Source organism: Paenibacillus sp. TAB_01, from assembly GCF_043945595.1.
GTDB lineage: Bacteria > Bacillota > Bacilli > Paenibacillales > NBRC-103111 > Paenibacillus_S.
In genome coordinates this window covers 375,761-399,705 of the sequence record NZ_JBIFNP010000001.1, presented here as the reverse complement: position 1 = coordinate 399,705, position 23,945 = coordinate 375,761, and the positions used below count along the sequence as shown (strand labels likewise).

Annotated in this window: 23 protein-coding genes and 3 pseudogenes; 4 read left to right on the top strand and 22 right to left on the bottom strand. The window is 53.9% G+C overall.

What is annotated here, in order from left to right:
• Nucleotides 1-70 precede the first annotated feature (70 nt).
• The 4 genes and pseudogenes from gatB to ACHHV8_RS01955 form a co-directional block, all read right to left on the bottom strand.
• On the bottom strand, nucleotides 71-1,516 hold the full coding sequence (gene gatB / locus ACHHV8_RS01970) for an Asp-tRNA(Asn)/Glu-tRNA(Gln) amidotransferase subunit GatB (RefSeq protein WP_395156298.1): 1,446 nt from the start codon (nucleotides 1,514-1,516) through the stop codon (nucleotides 71-73).
• A 27-nt stretch (nucleotides 1,517-1,543) separates the two neighbouring features.
• A pseudogene (gatA, locus tag ACHHV8_RS01965) lies at nucleotides 1,544-3,002 on the bottom strand (Asp-tRNA(Asn)/Glu-tRNA(Gln) amidotransferase subunit GatA).
• 47 nt (nucleotides 3,003-3,049) lie between these two features.
• Nucleotides 3,050-3,337 (bottom strand): Asp-tRNA(Asn)/Glu-tRNA(Gln) amidotransferase subunit GatC, encoded by a 288-nt coding sequence (gene gatC / locus ACHHV8_RS01960; protein WP_395156296.1) that lies wholly within the window; start codon nucleotides 3,335-3,337, stop codon nucleotides 3,050-3,052.
• 371 nt (nucleotides 3,338-3,708) lie between these two features.
• Complete coding sequence (locus ACHHV8_RS01955) at nucleotides 3,709-4,089, bottom strand: ATPase (RefSeq protein ID WP_395156294.1); 381 nt, start codon at nucleotides 4,087-4,089, stop codon at nucleotides 3,709-3,711.
• 243 nt (nucleotides 4,090-4,332) lie between these two features.
• On the opposite strand from ACHHV8_RS01955, the gene ACHHV8_RS01950 reads away from it, so the two are divergent.
• A complete protein-coding gene (locus ACHHV8_RS01950) occupies nucleotides 4,333-5,310 on the top strand; it encodes a HupE/UreJ family protein (protein ID WP_395163400.1) in 978 nt (325 codons plus the stop codon).
• A 10-nt stretch (nucleotides 5,311-5,320) separates the two neighbouring features.
• Here ACHHV8_RS01950 and ACHHV8_RS01945 read toward each other — a convergent pair whose 3' ends face one another.
• The 16 genes and pseudogenes from ACHHV8_RS01945 to ACHHV8_RS01870 all read right to left on the bottom strand — a co-directional run bounded on the left by ACHHV8_RS01945 (nucleotide 5,321) and on the right by ACHHV8_RS01870 (nucleotide 19,034).
• Entirely contained in the window at nucleotides 5,321-5,809 is a 489-nt protein-coding gene (locus ACHHV8_RS01945) for a class I SAM-dependent methyltransferase (protein ID WP_395163399.1), read from the bottom strand.
• Between the two features lie 376 nt (nucleotides 5,810-6,185).
• Nucleotides 6,186-6,377, bottom strand: a pseudogene (locus ACHHV8_RS01940) (MerR family transcriptional regulator); the annotation flags it as partial.
• 437 nt (nucleotides 6,378-6,814) lie between these two features.
• A complete protein-coding gene (locus ACHHV8_RS01935; protein ID WP_395156292.1) occupies nucleotides 6,815-8,008 on the bottom strand; it encodes a M24 family metallopeptidase in 1,194 nt (397 codons plus the stop codon).
• Nucleotides 8,001-8,813: an alpha/beta hydrolase gene (locus tag ACHHV8_RS01930; RefSeq protein ID WP_395156290.1), complete on the bottom strand. Its 813-nt coding sequence runs from the start codon at nucleotides 8,811-8,813 to the stop codon at nucleotides 8,001-8,003. The genes ACHHV8_RS01935 and ACHHV8_RS01930 overlap by 8 nt, the downstream gene beginning before the upstream one ends.
• Before the next feature lie 105 nt (nucleotides 8,814-8,918).
• A complete protein-coding gene (locus ACHHV8_RS01925; RefSeq protein ID WP_395156288.1) occupies nucleotides 8,919-9,095 on the bottom strand; it encodes a hypothetical protein in 177 nt (58 codons plus the stop codon).
• 55 nt (nucleotides 9,096-9,150) lie between these two features.
• Nucleotides 9,151-9,645: a hypothetical protein gene (locus ACHHV8_RS01920; protein ID WP_395156286.1), complete on the bottom strand. Its 495-nt coding sequence runs from the start codon at nucleotides 9,643-9,645 to the stop codon at nucleotides 9,151-9,153.
• Nucleotides 9,646-9,651: 6 nt separating this feature from the next.
• The gene (locus tag ACHHV8_RS01915; protein ID WP_395156284.1) at nucleotides 9,652-10,050 is read right to left on the bottom strand and encodes a hypothetical protein; all 399 of its coding nucleotides are present in this window, start codon (nucleotides 10,048-10,050) and stop codon (nucleotides 9,652-9,654) included.
• Nucleotides 10,047-10,367 (bottom strand): hypothetical protein, encoded by a 321-nt coding sequence (locus tag ACHHV8_RS01910; protein ID WP_395156282.1) that lies wholly within the window; start codon nucleotides 10,365-10,367, stop codon nucleotides 10,047-10,049. The genes ACHHV8_RS01915 and ACHHV8_RS01910 overlap by 4 nt, the downstream gene beginning before the upstream one ends.
• A gap of 24 nt (nucleotides 10,368-10,391) precedes the next feature.
• Nucleotides 10,392-11,288, bottom strand: coding sequence for a hypothetical protein (locus ACHHV8_RS01905; protein ID WP_395156280.1), 897 nt, complete (start codon nucleotides 11,286-11,288; stop codon nucleotides 10,392-10,394).
• Nucleotides 11,289-11,308: 20 nt separating this feature from the next.
• Nucleotides 11,309-12,301, bottom strand: coding sequence for a hypothetical protein (locus ACHHV8_RS01900; RefSeq protein WP_395156278.1), 993 nt, complete (start codon nucleotides 12,299-12,301; stop codon nucleotides 11,309-11,311).
• A gap of 221 nt (nucleotides 12,302-12,522) precedes the next feature.
• On the bottom strand, nucleotides 12,523-14,025 hold the full coding sequence (locus ACHHV8_RS01895) for an ATPase, T2SS/T4P/T4SS family (protein WP_395156276.1): 1,503 nt from the start codon (nucleotides 14,023-14,025) through the stop codon (nucleotides 12,523-12,525).
• Nucleotides 14,026-14,029: 4 nt separating this feature from the next.
• On the bottom strand, nucleotides 14,030-15,328 hold the full coding sequence (locus ACHHV8_RS01890; protein ID WP_395156274.1) for a P-loop NTPase family protein: 1,299 nt from the start codon (nucleotides 15,326-15,328) through the stop codon (nucleotides 14,030-14,032).
• Nucleotides 15,329-15,382: 54 nt separating this feature from the next.
• Nucleotides 15,383-16,081 carry a flagella basal body P-ring formation protein FlgA gene (locus ACHHV8_RS01885; RefSeq protein ID WP_395156272.1) on the bottom strand — a complete coding sequence of 233 codons (699 nt, stop codon included), beginning with the start codon at nucleotides 16,079-16,081 and terminating at the stop codon, nucleotides 15,383-15,385.
• A gap of 35 nt (nucleotides 16,082-16,116) precedes the next feature.
• Nucleotides 16,117-16,590, bottom strand: a complete 474-nt coding sequence (locus ACHHV8_RS01880; protein WP_395156270.1) for a P-loop NTPase family protein — start codon at nucleotides 16,588-16,590, stop codon at nucleotides 16,117-16,119.
• An 82-nt stretch (nucleotides 16,591-16,672) separates the two neighbouring features.
• Nucleotides 16,673-17,986, bottom strand: coding sequence for a serine/threonine protein kinase (locus ACHHV8_RS01875; RefSeq protein WP_395156268.1), 1,314 nt, complete (start codon nucleotides 17,984-17,986; stop codon nucleotides 16,673-16,675).
• A gap of 502 nt (nucleotides 17,987-18,488) precedes the next feature.
• Nucleotides 18,489-19,034, bottom strand: a pseudogene (locus tag ACHHV8_RS01870) (MOSC domain-containing protein).
• A 181-nt stretch (nucleotides 19,035-19,215) separates the two neighbouring features.
• Here ACHHV8_RS01870 and namA point away from each other — a divergent pair.
• Both namA and ACHHV8_RS01860 read left to right on the top strand, forming a co-directional pair.
• Nucleotides 19,216-20,226, top strand: coding sequence for an NADPH dehydrogenase NamA (gene namA, locus ACHHV8_RS01865; RefSeq protein WP_395156266.1), 1,011 nt, complete (start codon nucleotides 19,216-19,218; stop codon nucleotides 20,224-20,226).
• A gap of 574 nt (nucleotides 20,227-20,800) precedes the next feature.
• Complete coding sequence (locus tag ACHHV8_RS01860; protein WP_395163398.1) at nucleotides 20,801-21,547, top strand: polysaccharide deacetylase family protein; 747 nt, start codon at nucleotides 20,801-20,803, stop codon at nucleotides 21,545-21,547.
• Nucleotides 21,548-21,703: 156 nt separating this feature from the next.
• Here the strand turns inward: ACHHV8_RS01860 and ACHHV8_RS01855 are convergent, their stop codons facing one another.
• Nucleotides 21,704-21,997, bottom strand: a complete 294-nt coding sequence (locus tag ACHHV8_RS01855; RefSeq protein WP_395156264.1) for a hypothetical protein — start codon at nucleotides 21,995-21,997, stop codon at nucleotides 21,704-21,706.
• Nucleotides 21,998-22,231: 234 nt separating this feature from the next.
• Between ACHHV8_RS01855 and ACHHV8_RS01850 the strand changes: the two genes are divergently transcribed.
• Nucleotides 22,232-22,468, top strand: coding sequence for a hypothetical protein (locus ACHHV8_RS01850; protein ID WP_395156262.1), 237 nt, complete (start codon nucleotides 22,232-22,234; stop codon nucleotides 22,466-22,468).
• A gap of 636 nt (nucleotides 22,469-23,104) precedes the next feature.
• Here ACHHV8_RS01850 and ACHHV8_RS01845 read toward each other — a convergent pair.
• Nucleotides 23,105-23,806 carry a lipase family protein gene (locus tag ACHHV8_RS01845; RefSeq protein ID WP_395156260.1) on the bottom strand — a complete coding sequence of 234 codons (702 nt, stop codon included), beginning with the start codon at nucleotides 23,804-23,806 and terminating at the stop codon, nucleotides 23,105-23,107.
• Between the last annotated feature and the right edge of the window lie 139 nt (nucleotides 23,807-23,945).

Genomic DNA, 23,945 nt, shown 5'->3' with positions numbered 1-23,945 from the left:
TGAGCTTGCCCCGACTACAACAAAAGCCTTTCGCGAGAACGCGAAAGGCTTTTGTTGCACATATCCAAACTTATTGATTCAACGCTTCCAGAATCAGCTTGTTAACCAGTCCCGGATTCGCTTTTCCTTTGGTTTCCTTCATCACTTGTCCGACCAGGAAGCCGACGGCTTTGTCTTTACCTGCTTTGAAGTCGGCAACCGATTGGGGATTGTTCGCAACCACTTGATCGACTACCGCCTTGATGGCACCTTCATCGCTGATTTGAACAAGGCCCTGCTCCTCGACGATCGCCTGCGGAGCTTTACCGGTCTCCAGCATAGCTTTGAAGACAGTTTTGGCGATCTTGCTGCTGATCGTTCCTTTCTCCATCAGACCGATCATTTCACCTAAGCCTTTACCCGTCACCTTCACATCGCTCAGCTCTAGATTGTTCGCATTCAGATAGCCGAGCAGATCGCCCATGATCCAGTTGGCGACAGCTTTGGCGTCTTTCGTATAGTTCAAGCTCTCTTCGAAGAAATCGGCAATCTTGATAGAGGAAGTAATTACCTCCGCATCATAGCTTGGCAGGCCGTACTCGCTCACATAACGAGCCTTCCGCGCATCCGGCAGCTCCGGGATGCTCGCTTTGACGCGCGCCTTCCACTCATCGTCGATATAGAGGCGAACCAAATCCGGGTCCGGGAAGTAGCGGTAATCGTGAGCTTCTTCCTTGCTCCGCATCGTGAGCGTCTTGCCTTGAGCCTCATCCCAACGGCGAGTCTCCTGTACGACGGTGCCGCCGCTGTCCAGCACATCCGCTTGGCGCCATTCCTCGTACTCGAGGCCTTTTTGCACGCCGCGGAACGAGTTCATATTTTTCAGCTCCGCACGCGTTCCGAACTTCTCCTGTCCGTAAGGACGAATACTGATGTTGGCATCACAGCGAAGGGAGCCCTCTTCCATCTTCACGTCGGATACGTCGCAATATTGCATAATCGCCTTCAGCTTCTCCAGGTAAGCGCGGGCTTCCTCGGGAGAACGCAGGTCCGGCTCGGACACGATCTCGATCAGCGGGGTACCTACGCGATTAAAGTCGGCAAGCGATGCATAGCCGCCATCCACGTGCGTCAGCTTACCTGCATCCTCTTCCAGATGGACGCGCGTCACGCCGATCCGTTTCGTCTGCCCGTTCACTTCAATCTCGATCCAGCCGTGCTCGCCGATCGGCTTGTCGTATTGGGAAATTTGATACGCCTTGGGCGAATCGGGGTAAAAATAGTTTTTGCGGTCAAACTTGCTGTCCGTCGCAATTTGGCAGTTCAACGCCATAGCCGCTTTCATCGCGTATTCAACCGCCTGCTTGTTCAATACAGGCAGTACGCCGGGGTAACCAAGGCATACCGGGCATGTATGTGTATTCGGCGGCGCTCCGAAGGCCGTGGAGCATCCGCAAAAAATTTTGGACTGGGTATGCAGCTCTACGTGCACTTCCAAGCCGATGACCGTTTCATATTTCGTTTCCGTTGCTGACATGCTGGTTGCTCCTTTCTCTCGTTATAGTTACAGCTGCGGACGCAGCTTATGATGTTCCGTATTTTGTTCGAAGGCGTGCGCCACGCGCAGCACCGTCGATTCGTCCAGAGGCTTGCCGATGATTTGCAAACCGACCGGCATCCCGTCCGCCAAACCGCACGGAATACTGATGGCAGGAACGCCCGCCAAATTAACCGGGATTGTCAAAATATCATTCAAATACATCGTCATCGGATCATTCACCTGAGAGCCTACTTTAAAGGCTGTTGTAGGGACTGTCGGCCCGATAACCACGTCGTAATTTTCAAATACTTTATCGAAATCCTGCTTGATCAGAGTGCGCACCTTCTGCGCCTTCAAGTAATAAGCATCATAGTAACCGGAGCTGAGTGCATATGTGCCGAGCATAATACGGCGCTTTACTTCCGGGCCGAAGCCTTCGCTGCGGGACGTATGATACAGGTCGAGCAGGTTCTTCGGGTTTTCCGCGCGCACGCCGTAACGGACGCCGTCAAACCGGGCTAGGTTCGAAGAAGCCTCGGAGGAAGCGAGCAGGTAATAGGTTGCAACCGCATATTCGGAATGCGGCAGCGATACCTCTTCCACGACCGCGCCAAGTCCTTCCAGCACTTTCAATGCGGTCTGCACCGCATCGCGAACCTTCGGGTCGATCCCTTCGCCCAGGTATTCCTTCGGAATGGCGACCCGCAAGCCCTTGATGTCGCCTGTCAGCGCACTCAGGTAATCCGGAATTTCCACATTAGCCGAGGTGGAATCCGCTGGATCGTGCCCTGCGATAGCCTGAAGCAGATAGGCGCTGTCTTCGACATTTTTGGTCAAAGCTGCCCGATCTGATCCAGGGACGATGCGAAGGCAACCAGGCCAAAACGGGATACCAGCCCGTATGTAGGCTTCAAGCCGACGATGCCGCAATAAGATGCAGGCTGGCGGATCGAACCGCCCGTATCGGAGCCGAGCGAGAAATAAACTTCCCCGGCAGCTACGGCAGCAGCGGAACCGCCGCTGGAGCCTCCCGGCACGTATTCCGGGTTCCATGGGTTGTACGTCGGGTGAAAGCTCGAGTTTTCATTCGAGCCGCCCATTGCGAACTCGTCCATATTTAATTTGCCGATCGAAACCGCTTGGGCCTCTTTCAGCTTGCGTACGACTGTCGCATCATACACCGGGTTGAAATTACGCAAAAATTGACTTGCGCAGGTCGTCGTCACACCCTCGGTCACAATGTTATCCTTGATTCCGACAGGCAAGCCGAACAGCAGCCCTCGGGCCCCCCTGCTGCGAGCTGCTCGTCCAATGCTTTAGCCGTCGCGCGTGCGTTCTCCTCGTCAAGCTTCAGGAACGCCTGGATCTTGCCGTCCACTTGCCCGATCCGTTCGTAAGACGCGTTCACCAAATCCGATACGGAGATTTCCTTAGCGTGAAGCCGGTTATGTACTTCTTGTAACTTGAGATCAAATAAAGACAAAGCTGCGTCCTCCCTTCAACTAGTGCGAATCGTTTGTCGTTGTTCCGCTATTCCAATACGGCCGGTACTCTAATTTGCCCGTCTTCTTCATCCGGCGCGTTCAGCAATACCTTCTCGATCGGCAGGGATGGTCTGGACACATCCTCGCGCATGACGTTCGAGAGCGGCATCGGATGGCTGGTCGGTTCGACCTGATCGGTATCCAGCTCGTTTAATTTCTCAGCATATTTTAAAATGGCGTTCAACTGCTCCGTGAGCTTGTGCTGCTCCTGTTCGCTCAGCTCAAGCCTCGCCAATTTAGCCACGTGCTCCACATCTTGGATCGAAATACTCATCGCTTGCCTCCCGCTTCGTTATGTTCTGCTGTACCGATACTTCCACAATTCGACAGCAAAGCTAAAAATTCATCCTCTTATTATAAACTAGATGGATTTTGAACTCAATTGCCTATTCCATGGCTGCTCCATGTATCTCTAGCTATTCATTTCCTGATATAATAGGGCCCATACCAGCCGATGAATTTTAAAAAAATGACCGCTGCCTTGAAATTTGTCCGTGGTCCGGCTGCTGCGGTCCGCTGTTAAGGAATGCAGCAAAAAAAGCCCGCTCCGCAGGCGTAGACAGACTATCCCTCAGGCAGGCATAAGTATCTTATTCTAGTAAATTCATATAGGAACCGGTTGCTTCCCAAGAGAAGAATCGCCTATCAAATCCAGGCCTTTAAGTTTACCTGCTTAATAAAATCGGCCTGCGACTGGACTTCCTTGGCTGTTTCCGCCGGCTCTTCCTCCTGCGGCTCTCCATTCATAATACGGTTGAACAGCTCTTCATTGCGAGTAGACAGGGCATAGTCGATCAAAGCTTCGCGCTCCAGCCGGTCTACTTCCTGCTGAATCAGCACTTCTTCCAGCTCAATGTCGGCTCCGCAGACAAAAAAATGTTTATTTATTTTAGGAATCCGCACAACGTAGTCAAAAACGTTATCCGCATTCCGGTCATAAGCGATGATGTATCCGTACTCGCCAACCGGCAAATTTTGCTCGAAGCTGTCAGCAATAATTATAATTTTTTGTCCCAAGCGCAGCATAGGTCATTCCTCCCCAAGACTAACGTCCTACACATTCATGCCCGAATAGGGTGATGATGAAAATGGGCCCAACCATTAAAATCGAGGTGTTCCATGTTTCGAATAACAAGTATGATTCGAGCGATGAAAATCGCGTTGCGTCTGTTCTTAATTCTACTAATAGTATCACTTTTTTGGGGGTTAATCAATGATAGACAAGCTGCCGAGGCCCATCCTCTGAATAATGGTTACTCGCAATTGAGCGTGCATCCGGACCGTGTGGACTACGAGCTGTTTATTCCCGAGCTGAGCCTCCTTAAGTATGATGCGAACCGGGATGATAAGCTTTCCTCCGAGGAGCTGTTGCAGCAGCGTAGCGCTATCGAGACTGATCTGCGGGACCATTTGCGCTTGGAACAGAACATGGAGCCGATGACCTTTCATCTGCAGGGGATGGAGAAAACGGAGAAAGAAACGATCAGCGGCGTCAGCTTTCAGCTGGAATATACCAGCTCTACGCCGGTCAACGGGTTTACGATAGAATACAACCTGATATTTGAGGATGCCGATCCGCTGCATATGAATTTTGCCATTATCGAAGAAGGTCAAGATATTGACCAAACGGTTTTTGACGCCTCCCACCGATCCTATCATTATGAATCTATGCATCCGGCGACATGGGGCTCGACCTTGCTCAAATATTTCACTCTCGGGATCGAACACATTGTGACCGGCTACGATCATATTTTGTTTCTCTTCTCGCTGTTGTTCGTTTCGCGGCGCTGGAAGGATATCATCCGGATCGTGACCGCATTTACGATAGCGCACAGCATCACCCTGTTCCTTGCCGCGACAGGCTTCATCCGCATTGCCCCGGCGTGGATCGAGTCCGCTATCGCTCTGACCATATGTTATGTAGCCCTCGAAAATGTGTGGTCCAAAAAGCACGAGCTTCGCTGGCTGCTTACCTTCGTGTTCGGACTTATTCACGGGATGGGCTTTGCGGGAGCGCTGGAGGAGATCGGCCTGCCGAAATCCTATTTTATCAGCTCGCTGCTTACATTTAATCTCGGAGTAGAAACCGGCCAGCTAGCCATCGTCCTGCTGGTGATGCCGCTGCTCCTGCAGCTGCGTAAAAAAAGCTGGTACTCAAAGCTTCTGGTCGCCGGCTCCTTAGTCATTTTCCTGCAGGCGGTATGGTGGCTGCTGGAAAGAACGGGAGTGATCGGCTCCGCAGGATAACGCACTCCAGTCAAGACTTACGGACAGCATACACCATATGAATCCACGGGTTCAATTGCTGCTGGACGGTGATGTATCCGTGTTCGCGCATCCATTGCAGCAGCTGCCGGCGGTCCGAAGGATAACGTTCGCCAAGCTCCCGCACAAGCTGACGGCTGCCCGCCTGCTCCAGCTCCTGCAAAATCCGCTTTCCGGCAGCCGAATCCTCGTACATCAAGCCGGTGATAACAATGCGGCCCTGCTGCTTCAGCACGCGGTGCATTTCCTCCAGCGCCAGCAGCTGCTGCTCTCCGGTCAAATGATGAAAGGCAAAGCTCGTCGCCACAAAATCAAACTTCCCTTCAAAGAATGGCAGCGCCAAAAAATTGCCGAGCTTGCACGTCACCGACGGCAGCTTGGCACGGCACCTCGCAAGCATCGACCTCGACTGCTCCACGGCAAAAAGCGCCGCTCCCCCCGCCGCCAGACGGGAGGTCAAGTTTCCTGTGCCCGCTCCGATGTCGAGGCCCGATTCTCCAGGCTGCGGCGCGATCCACTCCGCCGTATAACGAAGCGCCTGCTCGTATTCGGAGGCTGTAGCAATAGCTCCTACGGGACTTTCGTCTGCCGCATCGAACCGCTCCGCCGCCTGATCGTAATTCCAGCGGTTCGTCCACGACGGACCGGGTCGCCTTCACCTGCTTGATATGCTCCGCCAGCCGAAATAGCTCATCAGCGGGCACGGCTCGCTGTCCGCCCCATTGTTCAATCATCCGGTCCATAGCGGATAACACCGATTTCCATTGAACCCATTGAGAGAACAATACCGACCGCTGCAGCTCCAGCTGCTCGCGAACCGTCTCCGGGTCTCCTTTGTCCAATCCGTACAGCAGTGTTTCGATGGTGTCCAAAGACAGGCCGAACTCCCTTAATGCAACGATCGTCTGCAGCCTCCAGGCATCCGATTCATTGTAAATGCGGTAGCCGTTCGCTTCTCTTTTGCCGGAGGGCAGCAGCCCCTTCTCCTCATAAAACCGGATCGCTCTGGGGGTAACGCCGAGCCTTTGAGCGAGCGTATTGATCTTCAAACCGCTTCCTCCTTGATTTGCATCTGCTATGATTATAAACCTTGACGCTGCGTTAAGGTAAAGATATAGATATAAACAGAGAGATAGACATAGAGATAGACATAGAGGTAGATATAGAGGTAGATATAGAGGTAGATATAGAGGTAGATATAGATAGATAAAGGTGCAGGTACTAATAACGGAAAAGGTAATGGCAAAGACGGCTATGGCGGCTTCCGCAACCAAAGCATATTAAGAAGGATTAGGGGAATTGGAAAAACAGAGGCTCACGCCGCCGGCTGGACTTCAACGCCTGGCATTGCGTTCTCAACGTATACATTAAGACATTTATAGCTGAATGTGCGCTAAAATAGCCCCAAACCGCTGGGCAATAGGATGCCGCAGCGGCTTGGGGCGTTCCAGCAAATAATATGTGCTTTTAGAATTGCATTCAGCGGTTACAATTGAATCCAGCCTTCGCGGGTTACCGTCAGCTTCTCAAAGCCGTTCTCTGTAATGGCATAGCTGTTCTCAATCCCAACGACGCCTCGTCCCAGGAAAGTAAATTTAGGCTCGATAGCAATGACCATGCCCGGCTGCAGCGGATAATGGAAGCCTCTAGCCAATACAGGAAGCTCATCGATCTCCAGACCGATGCCATGACCAAGAAATTTCACCTGATCCGCGCCAAAGCCCATAAAGTGACCGCTTAAACCGGCCTCGTCCGCCATCATCAGAGATTTTCTGTACAAATGCTCGCAAACCGTACCCGGCTTCAATTCCGTTTCCACGCTGCGAAGAATGGCTTCCGTAACATGATAGGCCTGCAGCAGGTCTTCATCAGGCGCTCCCAGCGACACCGTCCGCGTCTGATCGATGACGTACCCCTCAATGCAGCAGCCGATATCAATCAGAATCGGTTCCCCTTGCCTGATTGGACGTCTGCTGACGCTCTGGGGTACCGCTGCGGACAAGCCTTGTCCGCCGGCCGGGCCGTCGAAATAGCTTGGTACGGCTGCCGCTTCGCCCGCTCCGATCATGCCGGTAATGACTTCCTGATTATAGCCGCGCATGCGCATCGTGCCGATATGACCTTCACGACGGATCGTATGCTCGATCCCGCTCATAAGCTCCAGCTCAGTCATGCCTGGTCGGAGTGTCTGCATAGCCGTTTCAAACGCAAAATCGATCACGCGAGCGGCCTCGCGGATGAACGCGATTTCCGCTGCAGATTTGATCATCCTCAATTCACGAATAATTAACGAACCGTCAAGCCACTCCATATCCGGAAGCACCGCTTGAAGCCGATGAAGCTGTTGAACAGGCAGTACGTCGAACTCTGCGGCGATCCGTAACTTACGATCCGCACCTGCCGTCAGAAATATAGAAGGATACAGCTGTGCCAGCCGTCTGCAGAAATCGCGGAACGATCCGAGCGCCTCCACGGGGACGGCCGATTCGCTTTCAGCCCTGACAACGCTGCGTCTGACGAAAAAACGGGCCTCTCCTTCGACGGGCACGAACAAATAACCCGTTTGCATCGATCCGGTAAAATAGTACAAGTCTACATTTTGCGTAATAAGGCATCCTTCCGCCTGCTGCTGACGCAATCTTTCCTGAAGTTTCTCAATACGGCTGTTAATTTCACTCATGCTCTTCGCCTCCTCCTGATGTCAACGACGGCTGCTGACGGATCGGCAGCCACTGCAGCACCGATTGGATTTTGCGATCCCAGTAACCCCATTCATGGGTACCCGGTTCCTCCTCATAGGTCAAATCCAGTCCCAGCTGCCTGCAATGATCGCGGAAACGGACATTGCCTTGGTACAAGGAGTCTTCCGTTCCGCAGCATTGATACAGCTTGGGCAGAGGAGCCGATCCGGACGCCGTGTCTTCAGCCAGCCGGAACAAGTCGTTGCGGCTGCCGGCTAACTGTGCAAGATCGCCGAATACGTTACTGAACTCAACCGGGTCTCTCCTCGTTACCGTTTCAGCCACATCCATTACGCCGGACAGGCTGGCTCCCGCAGCGAACTGGTCAGGGCAGGATAAGACCAGCTTCAACGCTCCGTAACCGCCCATAGACAACCCCGCTGCAAAATTATCCTCCCGCTCTTCCGATAATGGGAAAAAGGAACGGGCCAAAGCAGGCAGCTCCTGGCTGACGAAGGACCAGTAACGGTAGCCGTGCGCCATGTCTGTGTAGAAGCTCCTGTTAACCGCCGGCATCACCACAGCTAAGCCGCGCTCGGCAGCATACCGCTCGATGGAAGTCCGCCGCATCCAAATCGTATGATCGTCGGACAGCCCGTGCAATAAGTAAAGGGTAGGATGCTTCTTACCCACTACATTAGACTTCATGCCGATTTGTCCTGCAGCCGGCTGAGGTAAAATAACATACATCGAGGCAGAAACGCCCAGCGTCTCCGAGAAAAAATGACAATCCATAAATGCCATGCTTTATGCCCCTCCTTTTGCGGAGACATGCCCCGCTTCTTCTGTAAGAGTACTCCAACTTCTTCCTGCTTTCAACCGGCTCTTACGAAGCAAAGGGGCCAAGGGTCACAGATTTCTTGCATCCCTCCAGCGTCCGTCCTCCGGCTCCTGTACAGACCCTCTCAGCATTTGAGGGAGCAGGCTGAGCCAGGCGGAAGCATAAGCCGCCAAACGGAGGATCCCCATTAGAATAAGAGCAAATCTCAGCTTCATTTTGTTGACTCGAACGCGTGTTTTGGACATTGGACCTTGGTCCCTCTCTGAAAAATTAGTAAATGTCTTGTCCTTGCTTTGTTTTCTACAGCAGCGGATATTCATAAACTACCGTTTTGTAAATATAACCGTCGAATGACAATGCATTGGTACGAGGCAGCTTTACCTTCACCTGATAAACGACAGCCGGCCCTTTCAGTACTTTGTCAATCAGCCTGCTCTCTTGAACATACCGGTAAGGAAACACAACTCCCGGCGTGCGGTCATCCACATAATCTTCGAATACAATCAACGGGGCGGAGTGCAGAAGGCTCCCCTCCATCGGCGTTCCATTCGCAAGCAGCTGCAGATTGAACTGCAGAGCCGCTTCAAAAGCGGCCCGTGCCGCTGGCGGCCGAAAAACAATCCGGCCTTCGGCCAGCTCGCCCTTATCGATTTGAAGCGCAGCGTCATGCCCCCCGTGATTCAAAGCAAACTTCAGCCGGTTATGCGTAGTCGATGTGATGAACCGGTCCGCCTCGAAGCTTGTCGTATATAAAAACAATAAAATGACATACATCAATAACAAGGCGCGCTTCATGGCAAATCACCGGACCAGCGCCTCGCTCATTTGCTTGGCATAGCGTGAAATTTGCGGCGGCTCCTCTCCTGAACTGCCGAACAAATTTTTAAACAACCACCTCGGTGTGCTTTTAACCGATAGGGTCCCTTCAATATACTGTCCTCTCGGCGTCAATTCTGTCGTACCGTTGAAACGGATGTCACTTGCATCAAGCAAAAAGGTGTTCTCCAGCGTGCTGTGCATTTCATCAATAATTTCCGGCGTAAACCGGCCGTTGTCGGCGTTGGATGCTTTCTGAATGGCGCTGTCCAGCACCATCTCGACCGCATTCGCCCTGGTCGAATAAATATCGTGCAGCACCGGTTGGAAAAGCAGCAGCATTAAGAAATAAACGGTCAGCATTTCCACCAATGCCGCTTTCATATAAATGCAGTATCTTTGACTTGCCCGCTGCCAGCGGCACTGTCAAGCAAGCATTTCGAGCTATCGCCCAGCTTTCCCTCTCGATCCATCGTTCGGTCACTCGGCCCAAGCTTAGGCTCCGTCGTTAAAGAAGGGGAAGAAGATGAAGAAGGCGGAATCATAAAATGATAGCTCGTCGGAACATTGGTGCTGTTAAATAAATTATCCATCTGCGTTTTCTTGTCCTTAATGGAGGTCCAGAGGGCGACATAAATAAAAATTCCAATGGCAGCAAGGGTAGCTGCGATTAACAGAAACTTCTCCAAAGCCGGTTTCAATGCCAATCACTCCTCATTCGTTCGTTAGGATCCAAATTGGTTCGTATTCCTCGCTAAATCCGTCACATACTGCTGTGCCACATTAAGGGCATTCCACAAATAAATCAGCAGCGGACTGAAGGCTGCGGCATAAGCCAAATTGCCGAAAAACCTGCGGCGTCTCCTGCGGTTTTCCCGCAGCATCTGGGTGTAGCTCTCCTCCCTTGCATCGACCAGCGCCGAAAGCTCTTCGGGCGGTGTCAGCTCCAAATCCGCCAGCAGCTTGCACAGCTCCTTGGCTTCACGGGTTCCGATGTCCTCGGCGATCGCATTTAATGCAGCGTGCTCTCCTTCGTCAAAAAGCCGCAGCCCTTTATTCAACGACGGTTTAATCCGTATCGTGTAGTCCCTTAGCTTCGTTAAAAGGGTATGTAAATTAAGCCTGCGGCGGCCGCTGCTTTTTAACTCGTCGGCTATCATGCTGTAGATCATGAACAGCTCCCGATTCTTCTCCCCATCGTCTACTTCTTTCCATTTGCTTAAAAAATAAGTTAACAAGGAAGCCTTCGTATTCGTTGCCAGCAATAAAACCACCGGTCCCCACAGCTTCAAAACCACACGAGCCCAATGATGCTCCTGTCCCTGAATCAGTTCGTCGTAGACGCTGTTCATCAGCCATACGAACGCAATGCCATAACGAAGCGATTGAATGCGCCAAGCGTTCAGACGGAACGGATAGCCGGTGCCGGCAAGCTTTTGCTCCAGCTCCGGATTGTGAAGCCAGCCGCGCAGCCGCATATACTGCAGCCGGGTCAAATGCTTCAAGGATACAGGAGACCTAAGCTTGCGGTGAACCATATAAGCCGCCAGAACATACAGGAAACAAATGAATAGGGCAAGCAGCATACCGGCCGCTCTATACCATAGCTCTTCATAAGTCATCTTCTGTCAGCCGTTCCTTTCTAATAATCGTTCGGAGGCCGGCGGAACCATACAGCCAGCAAAAGCGAGCCGGCAATAAAGCAGACGGTCGTTGTCAGCCAGAACCGCCCCTGCTCCGTCTCCAGCTGGTAATGAACCGTGCTGTTATATCCCATAAAAATAATCATAAGGACAATAAGAAGCGGGAACAGCACGACATGAAGCCAGCTTAACTGAAGCACCTCGGAGCTGGAATCTCCTTCATCGCGCAGCATATCCATCTGCCGGTGAATATTTTTATCAATCGCCATCAAGGTGTTCTCTACGTTCTCGCCACGCAGGAGCCCCTTTAATACCGTCAGTCCAAGCTGCTTGGCAAAGGAGGTTTGGATGCTGTAAATAAATTCTTCCACCGCTTTCTCCAGCTCGCTTGCTTCAACGTAATTCAACTCCTCCCTTATCCAGTTCATGAAGTGCCGCCGGAGGGCAGCCGAGGTGACCTCTTGGCTTGACAGCTGCAGGGCCATCCGCATATTGCCCCGCGTCACTTTGTATTTGCTTGCCAAGATGCCGATTGCTTCCGCAAGATCGTACCCGCTCTGGATTTGCAGGCTTCTCAGCTTGATCCGCTGATAAATAACAGGAAGCGCCAGCGCCAGTATGCCGATAAAAAGACTGAATCTGGCATCCGCCGTAATCAGGCAGCTGACCGCACAAATAGAGCAGGCGGCAGCGATAGTCAACACGACAAACCTTTGCACAGAGCTTTCCTGAAAATTCGGACCCTGTGTCGCTTTAAGCAGAAGCTCCAGTTCTCGCCGCCATCGATGCCACTGCTGCGCAATACGGCCCGTTGGAAAGCTGCCGAAGCCCTGCCGGGACAGCCGCTTCATGTTCAAGCGGTGGCGGTGTTCCGTGCGAAGCAGCTCGCGCATGTACCGCAGCAGCGGACGAAGCGTCAAATAAAGACCCGAAGTAAAAGCCCAAGCCGAGAGGAACATCAGTACGGCATAAAGCAGCGGGTATACTGCCATCCGAGCTCCCCCTTTTCCTGAATCTCTTCATGCAAAATTGCATTTTCCACTCCGACGAAGGCCGCTTCTATCGGTTGATTTCCTCAGCGTCCGGCTCTGCTCCGGTGAATCCCAAATGCTCGCTGCGGCGCTGACCCGCGGCCGGTTGACTCCCTCGCTGCATTCGGTTTTCAGAAGGATTATAAATAACAACCCCTTCCCCCGACGGCATCGGATATTTCTCACTTAACCGCCTTAACGTTTGAAAGGTCCGTCTCCGCCCATTCTGGCTCGACCTCCCGCATTTCACCGCACAGCCCTTCGCTTAAATCAAAGCGATAGGTCCATTCGTCCGTATGCTGATCCCAGCGCATCAGCTCATGGGTGCTGATCTCGCCGTTGTGCCGGTTATAACGCAGTTCCATTACGCTCTTGATCCGCTTGCGGGTCCTTGTCACATCCTGCGACTGCACAATAACGATATCGATATTTTCAGCAACCCGCTTCTCCTCCTCTTCAAAGCGGACGCCCGGTGTCAAGCTGCACAGCAAACGGGCAAACTGCGAAGGAATCGTCTCGGGCTTCCAAGTGTGATACGTGCTGCCGAAGCCTTTGAGCAGACGTTCGCAGGCGAGCATAGCTCCCTCGGCCTCTACCCGTCTAACTTCGCCGATAATCGCATAATCCACGTCAAAACGAAGCACCTGATCCATAGCATGGTGGAACGCTCCTTCGTGCGTTACCCGCTCAATGAGCTTCTTTTCGGGAAAATCGCGGCTTGCGGCCAATTCATAATGCTTCTCGATTATGGCCCCCGTATAGTGGTCGGCGCGTTCAGCCAAAAGCGCCTTCAGCGTCGTACTCTTGCCCGTGCCGGGCGGGCCGACGATAATCGTGTTGCAATGCGTCTTCGATAGCCCCTTGAACAGATCGACTGCCTCAAGCGGCATCGTACGGCGTCTCTCATCGGCCAGATCGTCTACCGTCACCCGTCCGATCAGAAAGCGGCGGAAGGTGATGACATCATGCTTCACATCCGGCTTGACCGTCAGCGTAACCCGCTCGCCCGTATATAAGTCCACCTCCAATGTCGTATGGTACAGGTTGACGATGGCGTCTTCCTTCTGCCTCGTCAGCGCGCGAATGATTTTATCCACGTCCTGCGGCGATGCGAACTGAAACGGCATTCTCTCATGCCTGCCTCCGTGATGAATCCAGATAGAGGTGCCGATAATCTGGGCAGCGTAGCTGTCGGGATACTTCTGCCAGCAGGCGAGCGCCTTGAAGCCGTACATTTCATGAAACATCGCATGGGTAACGTCCGAGTAGCATCGCTGCTCCTCTCTCGCATAAGCTCGAAGCCCGATATAATACTCGGGCAGCTCCACCTGATGCAGTCCCCGCTGATCCACAAACGATTGAATCTGCTCCATGATCGCCGTTACGGTTTCGGGGACGCCGATAATCGCCTGATTCTCAAGCTCAACGAAAGCTTCCGCTTCGTCAGCTCCCCCCAGTCCGCTGCGCAGGCGATCGGCAATCCCGCGCGTCACAGCGCCTGCAAACCGCTCCCCGGCAAGCTCTTTATAGGCTTGACAGATGTGCTCGAAGACAGCTGGCTTATCTTTCTCAAGCACTGCTTCCTGAACGGCATCCCTCGAACCGGGAGAGGCGGCAGCCAATTCGGTCTGCTGACGGGGACGAAATTGCCCGATATGAAATCTCGTATTCCGGACGTTATCCAACCTCCTAGGCCCCCTTCACCGGCTTCATCCAGCGGAGCCATGAGGTTCCCCTCACCGCTCCTTCCTTCTCTGCCGCTTTCCCTTCCAGGGCAACCGGCGGCTCCGGAAGCGGAGATATGCCGTAAAAATGCAAAAGCGCCCGGCATACCTTGCTCAGCTCCTTATCGTATTCGGGCCAGACCTGCTCGAACAGCCTCCCCTCTGCTTCAGCGCGGGCGAACGAAGGAATATGCGGCAGGCTGCCGACATAGGAAAGACCGAGCTGACGCGAAAGCTGCTTCTCGTTCTCCATTTCCGGAGAGCGCTGCATCTGGTTAAACAGCAGGAGCGACTGGCGCTCCTCCCAGCGGAACACCGGCTGCAGGATATGCTCGCACATCCGCTGCCACTGCAGCTTCGCCTGTTGGCGCTGATGCATCTGAACCAGCAGCAAATCCGCCGCCAAAATACTTTGCGCGGCGAGGGCATGATCGGGATAGCTTCCCGCATCAAGCAAAATTAAATCGAAGCATTCCTTGGCCTGATCGATCAGCCAGGAAACCCCTTCGGTATTGTAGTAGTACAGCTTTTTGAGGTCCCGGCTTCCCGCTAAATAATGAACCCGGGGGGCAAGCATATGCATCTTGGCGAGCAGCTCGCCAGCCTGCAGCTGTCGTCCCTGAAGTCCTCCCCACAGCTCATCGACATATTTGCCCTTGTATTCCATTCCGCTGTCCCCCGGATTCCACCCGTTAAGTCCCAGAATTCCGACACGTTTACCTGACATCCGGCTTAACATAACACCAATCCGAAGCAGACTGGAGGTAAGTCCCAGCTGCGGAAGCGGAGCGATACCGGTAATGACCTTGCTGAGCTCCTTTTCCTTGCCGGTCCCGATGCCTGCCGCGGTCTCAGCCACCTGCTCCACCGTATGATAAGGCAGCGTGTAATCGAGTCCATGAGCGGCACAAAGACTCTGCCTCGTTTTCATCGCCTGCGGATCGAGTCCGTTGCTCAGCATATAAACGATCCGGCTGGACGGGCAGCAGCCGCGAAGGGCGATGGTTTCCTGAATGTCGAGCTGTCTGTCGCTTACAAGCCATACATCGGGCTCCGTATAGAGCTCATGCAAAACGGATGTATGCTCCGGCAAAGCGGGTTCTTTCGTCCCGTTCATTTCGCGCTTCTCCCGGGCACGCCCCTCTGTGTCTTCCAGCAAAATATGGACCCTTTCTCTCGATATCGAAACAACCGACGTATAGTGTCCCGATTCTCTCATCGCTTCCAGCAGCCTCCGATCGGCTGAAATGACATAGACATTCAATGAACGTCCCCCCTAGTTTTTTTCAGATGTAATTGGCAATCCGCTGCGCAGCAGCTAATGATATACGATTAAAAACCGGTAGCCCTTGCTTCCGTATTTGCGGATAAGCTCCTTCTGCTGTTCGCTCACGATCAGCTCTACTGTGCTTACAGAACCGCTAGGCTTCTTCCGATCGTCCGTCGATGCGATTTCCTGATTGTTCGTTCCTTTGGCATAGCTGACGACGATCTCTCGCAGCAGTTGTTCCTCCTCATAAAAAATATCCAGCTGCTCCAGCTGTTCTCGTGTCAGCTCCTGCTCCGTCTTCCCTTCCGCCTTCCGGCTCTCCTCTTTCTCCACAAGCAGCAGGGAGACGCGGTCGCCTCGGAGCAGGCTCCCCGGGGGCTTGCCGAAAATCCATTCGGCCGGCAGCGGCATGTTCCACTCTCCGGGCGAGGGCAGCAGATGCCCGTCGTTCAGCATGGCATCGGTTATTTGTTCATTCCCTCTCAAAGCTCTCGACGTTTCCTGCTGAAGCACAGCGGACAGTCCGCTCTTCGCCCCCTTGACCAGCTGTTCTTTCTTGATTTTGACTACTTTCACATCCTCCTCGGACAAGCTGATCCCCCGCTCCACCGGACGGGCCGCCACGACGACCTCCACCGTCCCCCACGCGGGCTCGATCCCCCATTTCCATACGATCAGAAGTGCGGGGCCGGACAAACACAGCCCGATTACCAGCAAATAATAAAGGCATTTGTATCCGAAGCTCATCCTGCCATTGCCTCCGTCATATCCGATTTATACGCCTATCCGCCGCTCCACAGCTTGCGCAGCATACCCTTTGCGCCGGCTGCGGCAGTCTCTTTCGAAGCTTCGGCCGCCTGCTCCCCGCCGGAGCCTGCAGCATGCTGCAGGCGCTGAAGCCAGGGGCACAGCGCCCGCAATAGCTGCGGCTCTACCTTGGGGTGCGCTTGGACCAGCGTCCCCTGCCAGCTCGCCTCCGCGACCAGCGTGAAATCAACCGAAGGCAGCAGGCAAGCCGGCCGCTCCGGCAGCGCCTGGAGCCAGCTTTCCGTCTGTCTTACCGCGACGGCTTTATTGGCAAGACCATGTACCCGCTTGCCGCTCTGTCTCAGCTCCTCGAGATGCAGCAGATTGCGCCGAGCCGCTGCGGACTCGAGCTTATGAAGCAGCGGTTCCACCACGTAAACTACCTCATCGGCCGCCTCCAGCAGCTCGATTGCCTCCGGCTGATCCCATCCGGCGCCGAGATCGGCCACAACCCACTCGCGTCCTATGCCTTCGAGAAGCCGCTGCAGGGCAGCGCCCGAACCGGCAAAATCGGCATCGGCCGCAGCGGATTCACGCTGCGCTGCCTCCGCCCGTACCGGCTCCCCGGACGGCCACAGCGGTCCAGGGCGACGGTGCGCCCCCGCGCTGCCGCGGCGAGCCGTATGATGCGGCTGCGGCCTCGGCGATCGCCATCCCTGCGGACGGCTCCGCCACGGCGCCCCAATAGCCCGCGCCGCCTGGAGCGGACGGAAGCCAAAGCGTGCTTCCGTCCATCCAGGGCGACGCGCCCCATGGGGCTGCTCCGCGCGCATCGTTGTAGCAGCGGTAGCCCGCGGGCGCGTGCTTCTCGCCGAACAGCAGCGCGTACAGCTCCGGCTGCCTTACCGGCGGCTCCAGCACGGCATGCGGCAAGCCTAGCGCACGCAGCGCCCGGGCGATCGCAATGGCGGCGAAGGTCGCGCCTGCGCCCGCGTACAGCGAGCCGACCGCCATGAGGCGGGGCTTCGCCGCAGGCGGGCCATACGCGCCGCCGCCGGGAAGGCGGCCCGGGGAGGATGGGCCGCGCTGTTCGGCAAGCACACGCTGCAGCTCGCCTCGCACCTCAGCTGCGTTCTGGCAGCGAGCGGCAGGGTCCGCCTCCAGCAGCTTCTCCACCAGCCCCGTCAAGCTGCTGGGCAGGCTCGCGTCGAGCTCCCCGGCAGCCTTGCGGCCGGCATGATAATACTGCCCGCCGCTCAGCACGAAATACATCAGCGCGCCAAGAGCGTACAAATCCGCGCGCGCATCCGTCTGCCGGCCCTCGAACTGCTCCGGCGCTGCGAAGCCTATCGTGCCGATAGCTACCGTATCGGAAGGCTGTCCCGCCTTAAAGCTGCGCGCGATGCCAAAATCAATCAGCCGGATTCGTTCCTGCAGATCAATCATTAAATTGGACGGCTTCAAATCCCTGTAGACGACCGGTTCCGGCCTGCGGGTATGAAGGTATTGAAACAGATCGCACAGCTGCAGCATATAGGCGATCAGCTGGCTCTCAGGCATCCTCCTGCCCTGCCGTTCGAAACGCTGCAGCAGCGTCTCTCCCTCAATGTAATCCATAATTAAATAACGGTAGCCGCGTTCATTAGGCGGGTAGTAATCGACAATTTCCGGCAAATTGGGATGCTGAAGCCGAATCATCATGTCCGCTTCCGCTAATGCCGCATGGGAAGCTTCCCCTTCCATTCTGGATTCCTTCACCGCCCACCGCTTGCCCGGCAAGCGCAAATCTTCGGCCAAATAAACCGTGCTCATCCCTCCGCTTCCCAGCTTCGAGACGATTCGATACCGTCCGCCCAGCACGCTGGAGTCCGGGAAGCCCTGTAAACCGGAAAACGGTTGTTGCATAAGCAGCACCTCGCTAGGATTTAATCTATCTTGCCGGCAGTCATTCGTTCATTCGCCCTAATGCCCGCTTCAGGGTTAAACGATTCCTGCATTGCGGCGGTTAGGCGTTTAATGCTCAACATGCTTCAGCCCTGTGCCGCGAGAACACCCTAAGTGCCTGGATGACCGCAGGCTCCTGGCTTCCGGCTTGGCATCAAGCACATCAAGTACTACAGAGACATCCCTCTAATGCCATCACCGTTGCATATGCCAAATGCGGAACGCAAAAAAACCGCCCCTTCTATGCGCATATGCATAGGAGAGGCGGTTCTTCCGCTCAACTTACAAATATTTACTTTAAATTACCACAATTTTCTTGTTATTGCAACAGTTTTCGATAACATTGCAGGAGTCAGCCGACCCTCCCTGCGGAGTCTCGACGCTCATTTGAAATTCACTTGCGCTGAAAAAAAGAACAGCAAGCTCTGCTTTAAAAAATAAAGATCAGTCTTGGGATACCGGGTCATTCCATCGTTACGATTCTGACCCTTTCTCCCGTGATAATGGACCCTTCCTTTTCTACGGAGCAGACAATGCCGCGGAGATGCTTTGCCGCTTTGACAAATACGTTTGCTAAAGCATCGTTCCCTACGGCGGCCCCAATCACTTTGCCCGGTCATCTGCAGGGCTCATTCTCCCCTTCGCAAATCAGCCCGGCCCCGCCGGGAAACAACAGTCTTGCTCCTTGATGGAGCAGCGTCAGCGGCTCATACCCGCTCAACAGCAGGTTTGCGCCCAGCCATTCCGGTTCAATCCGCTCAATGCCGAGCGAGCCGGCAATCCTCGCGCATTCCTCCAGGGATACGATGCTGATCTGTCTGCGGTTCGCAAGCATCGTCCCCCTGGGATAAAACTTTTGTCTCGAATCCGCCGGACGGAGAAGCCCGTAATGCCGGTCTCCGGGAATTCCCCCCAGATCGAGAGCGACCCGCTCCTCGCGGGAGGTAACGAACGAATGCTTGTCCCTTGCCGCCAGCACTGCCACAATTTCCGCTTCGAATGTTTTCAACCGTTCGGCCTCCTTTTTTCCCTCATCATATCATGTTTATCGAAGCTCTCTCTATGGAGTCGTAAAGCCGTCCAATCATAGACTTACCGCGTCATTTTACTCGGTAATATGAAACGTATATACTCATATGTAGAACATGCAGTATATAAAGACAACAAATCCGAATGGAGGCTGGACAAGGATGAGTTTATTTTCCCCTTTAACCCTGAACGGGATGACATTGAAAAACCGTATTGTCATGTCGCCGATGTGTATGTATTCGTGCGACGACGAATCCGGCAAAGTACAAGAGTGGCACAAAATCCATTATCCAAGCCGGGCCGTCGGCCAAGTCGGATTAATAATAGTCGAAGCATCCGCGGTAACGGAGCAGGGACGTATTTCCGCACAGGACTTGGGCATATGGAGCGACGAGCATGTCCCTGGCCTGCAGGAGCTTGTGCAGCTGGTTCATAATCAGGGTGCCAAAATCGGTATTCAGCTTGCGCACGCGGGACGTAAAGCCCAGCTGGAGGGCCCGATCGTTGCGCCGTCCGCACTGGCATTCAATGAAACGTCCAAAACCCCCGACGCTTTGACAATCGAGCAAATCGGACAGACGATTCAAGCCTTTGTGCAAGCGGCCCAAAGAGCCGTGCAGGCCGGGTTCGACTGCCTGGAAATTCATGCGGCGCACGGCTACCTGATCAACCAGTTTTTGTCTCCGTTGACCAATCTGCGTACGGACGCTTACGGCGGAGACCGAGATCGCAGATACCGGTTCCTTAAAGAAGTGATTGACGGTATCCGCGGCGTCTGGCAGGGGCCGCTATTCGTTCGGATTTCCGCAAACGAGTACCATCCGGAAGGCAACCAGATGGAGGATTTCATTTATTTTGCCGAACAAATGAAAGCGCAGGGAGTCGACTTGATCGACTGCAGCTCCGGCTCCGTCGTTCCGGCTGCCATCGATGTTTATCCGGGCTACCAGGTTCCACTTGCCGAGACGATTAAAGCATCGGCAGATATTGCGACGGGTGCCGTCGGCTTGATTACCAGCCCCGAGCAAGCAGACGAAATTATCCGCAACGGCCGTGCGGATTTAGTTTTCCTCGCCCGCGAGCTGCTTCGGGATCCGTATTGGCCGAGACACGCGGCACGCACGCTGAAGGTGGAGCTGGAAGCACCTAAGCAGTACCGCCGCGGCTGGTAATATCTGCTGTTATAGAGACGCCTTCAATAGCCGCTGACACAGCGGTGTTGGGGGCGTTTTTTTTGCTTGCGGGGGTCTGCTTACGGTTTGGCTCGTGGCTGCTACTCTTGGACTTTGCTCACGAGCTGGCCTCACAAGCGGTTGCATGCGATTTTTGCTCCTGGTCGGCTCACAGTTTCTGTCACGGTTATTACTGACGGTTTCTGCTCCGTTCGGCTCAATGTTTTTACTCCAAATCGGCTTACAGTTTTCAAGCAAAGGTTTTGCTCACGATTTCGCACAACAGCTAAGACAGCTGTCTTTGCATCTATTTTTGCTCTGTCTTTGCCTCTGTCTTTGCCTCAGTCCTTACCTCTGTCTTTGCCTCTGTCCTTACCTCTGTCTTTGCCTCTGTCCTTACCTCTGTCTTTACCTCCGTCCTTACCTCTCTGTCCTTGCCTCTATCTTTACCGCCGATTGCGCCGCGTTTTTCATTAAAAAAGATACAGCCATTCGGGTATTTTTTCTCATCCCGGGAAAACTATGGAGCAGGCTTTTGAGGATTAGAAGGAAGGGGCTCAAGCGAATGAAGCATATGCGAATAAAAACGTGCCTGCTGACGATCTGTTTGCTCTGGGGTACGGATGCAGAGGTGCTGGCCGCTCCGAAAAAAGACCGGCCTTATTATGAAAATCGGGGAGAAATCGTCTGGGAAGTGCCGACCGAGGAGAAGCTGATCGCCCTTACATTCGATGACGGGCCGGATCCGGCAGATACGCCGCAAATTTTGGACTTGTTGAAGCAGTACGAGGTCAAGGCTACCTTTTTCCTGATTGGAACCAAGGCGGAGCGTTATCCCGAGCTCGTCCAGCGTGAAGCGGCCGAAGGCCATGAGCTTGCCAATCATACATACCGTCATACTTATTTCAACAAAAAAATCCCGGAACGCCGGATCCGCGACGAGCTGACCAAAGCGCAGGATGCCATTCATCGGATCTCGGGGCAAAAACCGCATCTTTTCCGCCCGCCTGGCGGCTACTATAACGAAACGCTCGTTCAAACCGCCAAAAAGGAAGGCTTCACCGTGATTATGTGGTCCTGGCACATGGACACATTGGATTGGGATACGCCGGGGGTTAACAAGATTACTTCTAAAGTGTTGAATAACGTACGGAACGGCGATATCGTCCTGTTTCACGATTACGTCGAAGGCAAAACCGAAACGATCGAAGCGTTGAAGAAAATATTGCCGGAGCTCAAGCAAAGAGGCTATCGGTTTGTGACGGTATCCGAGCTGCTGAGCTACAGAAAGCTGAGCCCGGTCAAACAGATGGAGCGTTAATCATCCCGCGATTATTATGTACAGGTCCTTCGCCGTCCATCGGCGAGCCGCCCGCGAAAGGCTCCCTACCCCCACCCGTTAGAGTAAGGAGCCTTTCCATCATGGCAGAGGACTTATGCGCCTAGCGCATCGTGTCGTCTACTGGGCGTCGGTTCATTATTTGCAAGCGGCTGGACCCAAGCCCGTTCCGCGCAAAATAATGACCAGCAGGATATACAGCACCAGAATCGCTCCGACTGAAGTATACCATCCGCCGTGACAGTGGCCATGATGTTTTTTTGGCTCATAAATATTGACTTCTTCGTAGCTGGCATGAATGTTGATCGGAGCCGTGTAGCTAGGCATTGGCATTGGCATCGGCTTGCTTGCAGGACCCATCGAAGTCGGGGATACAGCTGGCAGCGGCATTGGCGCGTGCATTGGCATTGGCATCGGTTTGTATTTTTCCATGAAGGACACCTCCGTTTGATGTAAGGGCGTGTTCCCATCGAACACATCAACAGTCTATGGAGAATCACCCATGGGGAACACGGTATTCACCCATAGCGGAAAAATTAGACGCATGCCCAAGGGTGGAATAAATTACATGAAAGCGCATGCAACCTTTTGACCCTTGCTGCGTCTTATTACGTATAGCCCGCGTTTTGCTTAAACGAACCCGGTAAACAAGGAGGGAGACCCGCCGTGAGAGAAGCGACTGAAAACACACAGCAGCCGACAAATGAGCCGATAAACCTGTTGACCGTTCATGAAACGTCCCCTCCGCCCGCATCGCCCGAAGTAAAGCCCAAGCCGAATAAAGAGGATAACCTTGCCGATTTCGGATCCATTCCTTCCCCGATTCGGTATTTCAGCTATTTCTTCTTCGCTTCGTCCGCTTTGCTGCTTGTGATCGGCATTGTGTATCAGATGTTCAAATAAACCTGTAACCTCCACAGCCATACGGATAACCTTCCAGCCTGTTCCAACCTGCACCGAACACAAGTTCAACCCTTTGCAGTTCTCCGATTCTTTACTTGCCTCCACCCGCCCTGATCAAAAGGTTACAATGCCTGCCTATCACTAACGCTCCATCCCGCTTGTCCGTACCGCTCTTACATACATACATACATACATACATACCTACATACCTACATACATTTCCCAAGCTCACTCAGGCCGGATCTCACGGCGATCTTTACCGCATTGAAATTCCCGGTAGTGCCGCGGCTGACACTTCCGTCCCTAGCATAGGGTGCCTGCATCCTAGGTCCTGGGGAAGACTGCTAAAAAAATCATCGCACCAAGCACGATCATGCTGCCAATCACGATCTCGCCCGCACAGGTACAAAAGCGAGAGCTTACGCTTCTGGAGAACGATCCCGCTTTCCCTGCCGTTTTCTCAGCCGTCTTCCCGGGAGCAAGGAATCGGTGACATTACAAACCGCAAACGACGGACGGCAGTATCAATCGCTTGCTTGTCCGTTCCCGCAGCATAACGGCAGAGCATCGGGGATTAAATCGGCTGCAAAATCAAATGTCCCCCCGATCCGTTCGCAACGAGCCGGGGGGACTTGGTCAACTCTCTTCTTTGACGGAACAGAAGCCGGGATTTTGGGCGCACATCAGCTCCGTATAAGCCGGATCCAGCTCCATCAGCTTGCGGTGATACTGCAATATATTATGATTGCTGATTACATTCGACCGATTGATTTCGATATTCCATACACCTTTCACGTGCGTATAGTTCAACCCGTCCAACGAGGGCGGCAGCTGCGGCACAAGGTCGTTCGTATTGACGATTCTGACCGAATGCGCGATGCGCCGGTCAAAAGCAGCCGCAAAGGCGGCATCTCCCGGCTTGGGCGAACCGAACGTATACACAAGCGGCTGCTTGAAGCTGCTGTTGAAAGAAAGGTCCAGCGCGCTGAGCGTAGCCACAGCCCCGCCCAGGCTGTGCCCTGCAATCCACAGCGGCTTGCCTGCGGGCGATGCCTTGCGCAGCGTTTTCAGCAGCGGGGTACGGATGGTGTCGACGTACATCTTCGTAAAGCCGCGATGCGTCTTCCCTCCGGTATTCCCATAGGGAAACTCCACTTGCGTAATATCGAGGTCGCGCATTACATCCGAGCTGTTCTCCGTTCCCCGAAACGCAATCACGATTCGCTGCCTGGATTCCAGCACGCAGCCGAACCACGAATCCTCCCCATTGCCCAGGGTTCCCAGCATTTTATAGCCTTGCGGCAGCACAAAGCCGTTCCGGCTCTTAGCTCGCTTCATCGCCTGATAGGATGCGGCGGACAGAAAGATCGCTCTCCGTACAACAAGTTGACGGTCCGATAGCTCTTCCTCCTTCTCCTCCATCCTATTCAGGACAAAGAAAAATCTCCTCCGCTAACGCCGCAAAAGGCGGTAAACG

What these genes read in the sequence shown, in the direction of transcription:
- gatB (WP_395156298.1), bottom strand. Translation starts at nt 1,516, where the DNA reads ATGTCAGCAACGGAAACGAAATATGAAACGGTCATCGGCTTGGAAGTG.
- gatC (WP_395156296.1), bottom strand. Translation starts at nt 3,337, where the DNA reads ATGAGTATTTCGATCCAAGATGTGGAGCACGTGGCTAAATTGGCGAGG.
- ACHHV8_RS01955 (WP_395156294.1), bottom strand. Translation starts at nt 4,089, where the DNA reads ATGCTGCGCTTGGGACAAAAAATTATAATTATTGCTGACAGCTTCGAG.
- ACHHV8_RS01935 (WP_395156292.1), bottom strand. Translation starts at nt 8,008, where the DNA reads ATGAGTGAAATTAACAGCCGTATTGAGAAACTTCAGGAAAGATTGCGT.
- ACHHV8_RS01930 (WP_395156290.1), bottom strand. Translation starts at nt 8,813, where the DNA reads ATGGCATTTATGGATTGTCATTTTTTCTCGGAGACGCTGGGCGTTTCT.
- ACHHV8_RS01925 (WP_395156288.1), bottom strand. Translation starts at nt 9,095, where the DNA reads ATGTCCAAAACACGCGTTCGAGTCAACAAAATGAAGCTGAGATTTGCT.
- ACHHV8_RS01920 (WP_395156286.1), bottom strand. Translation starts at nt 9,645, where the DNA reads ATGAAGCGCGCCTTGTTATTGATGTATGTCATTTTATTGTTTTTATAT.
- ACHHV8_RS01915 (WP_395156284.1), bottom strand. Translation starts at nt 10,050, where the DNA reads ATGAAAGCGGCATTGGTGGAAATGCTGACCGTTTATTTCTTAATGCTG.
- ACHHV8_RS01905 (WP_395156280.1), bottom strand. Translation starts at nt 11,288, where the DNA reads ATGACTTATGAAGAGCTATGGTATAGAGCGGCCGGTATGCTGCTTGCC.
- ACHHV8_RS01900 (WP_395156278.1), bottom strand. Translation starts at nt 12,301, where the DNA reads ATGGCAGTATACCCGCTGCTTTATGCCGTACTGATGTTCCTCTCGGCT.
- ACHHV8_RS01885 (WP_395156272.1), bottom strand. Translation starts at nt 16,081, where the DNA reads ATGAGCTTCGGATACAAATGCCTTTATTATTTGCTGGTAATCGGGCTG.
- ACHHV8_RS01875 (WP_395156268.1), bottom strand. Translation starts at nt 17,986, where the DNA reads ATGCAACAACCGTTTTCCGGTTTACAGGGCTTCCCGGACTCCAGCGTG.
- namA (WP_395156266.1), top strand. Translation starts at nt 19,216, where the DNA reads ATGAGTTTATTTTCCCCTTTAACCCTGAACGGGATGACATTGAAAAAC.
- ACHHV8_RS01860 (WP_395163398.1), top strand. Translation starts at nt 20,801, where the DNA reads ATGCGAATAAAAACGTGCCTGCTGACGATCTGTTTGCTCTGGGGTACG.
- ACHHV8_RS01855 (WP_395156264.1), bottom strand. Translation starts at nt 21,997, where the DNA reads ATGGAAAAATACAAACCGATGCCAATGCCAATGCACGCGCCAATGCCG.
- ACHHV8_RS01845 (WP_395156260.1), bottom strand. Translation starts at nt 23,806, where the DNA reads ATGAAGCGAGCTAAGAGCCGGAACGGCTTTGTGCTGCCGCAAGGCTAT.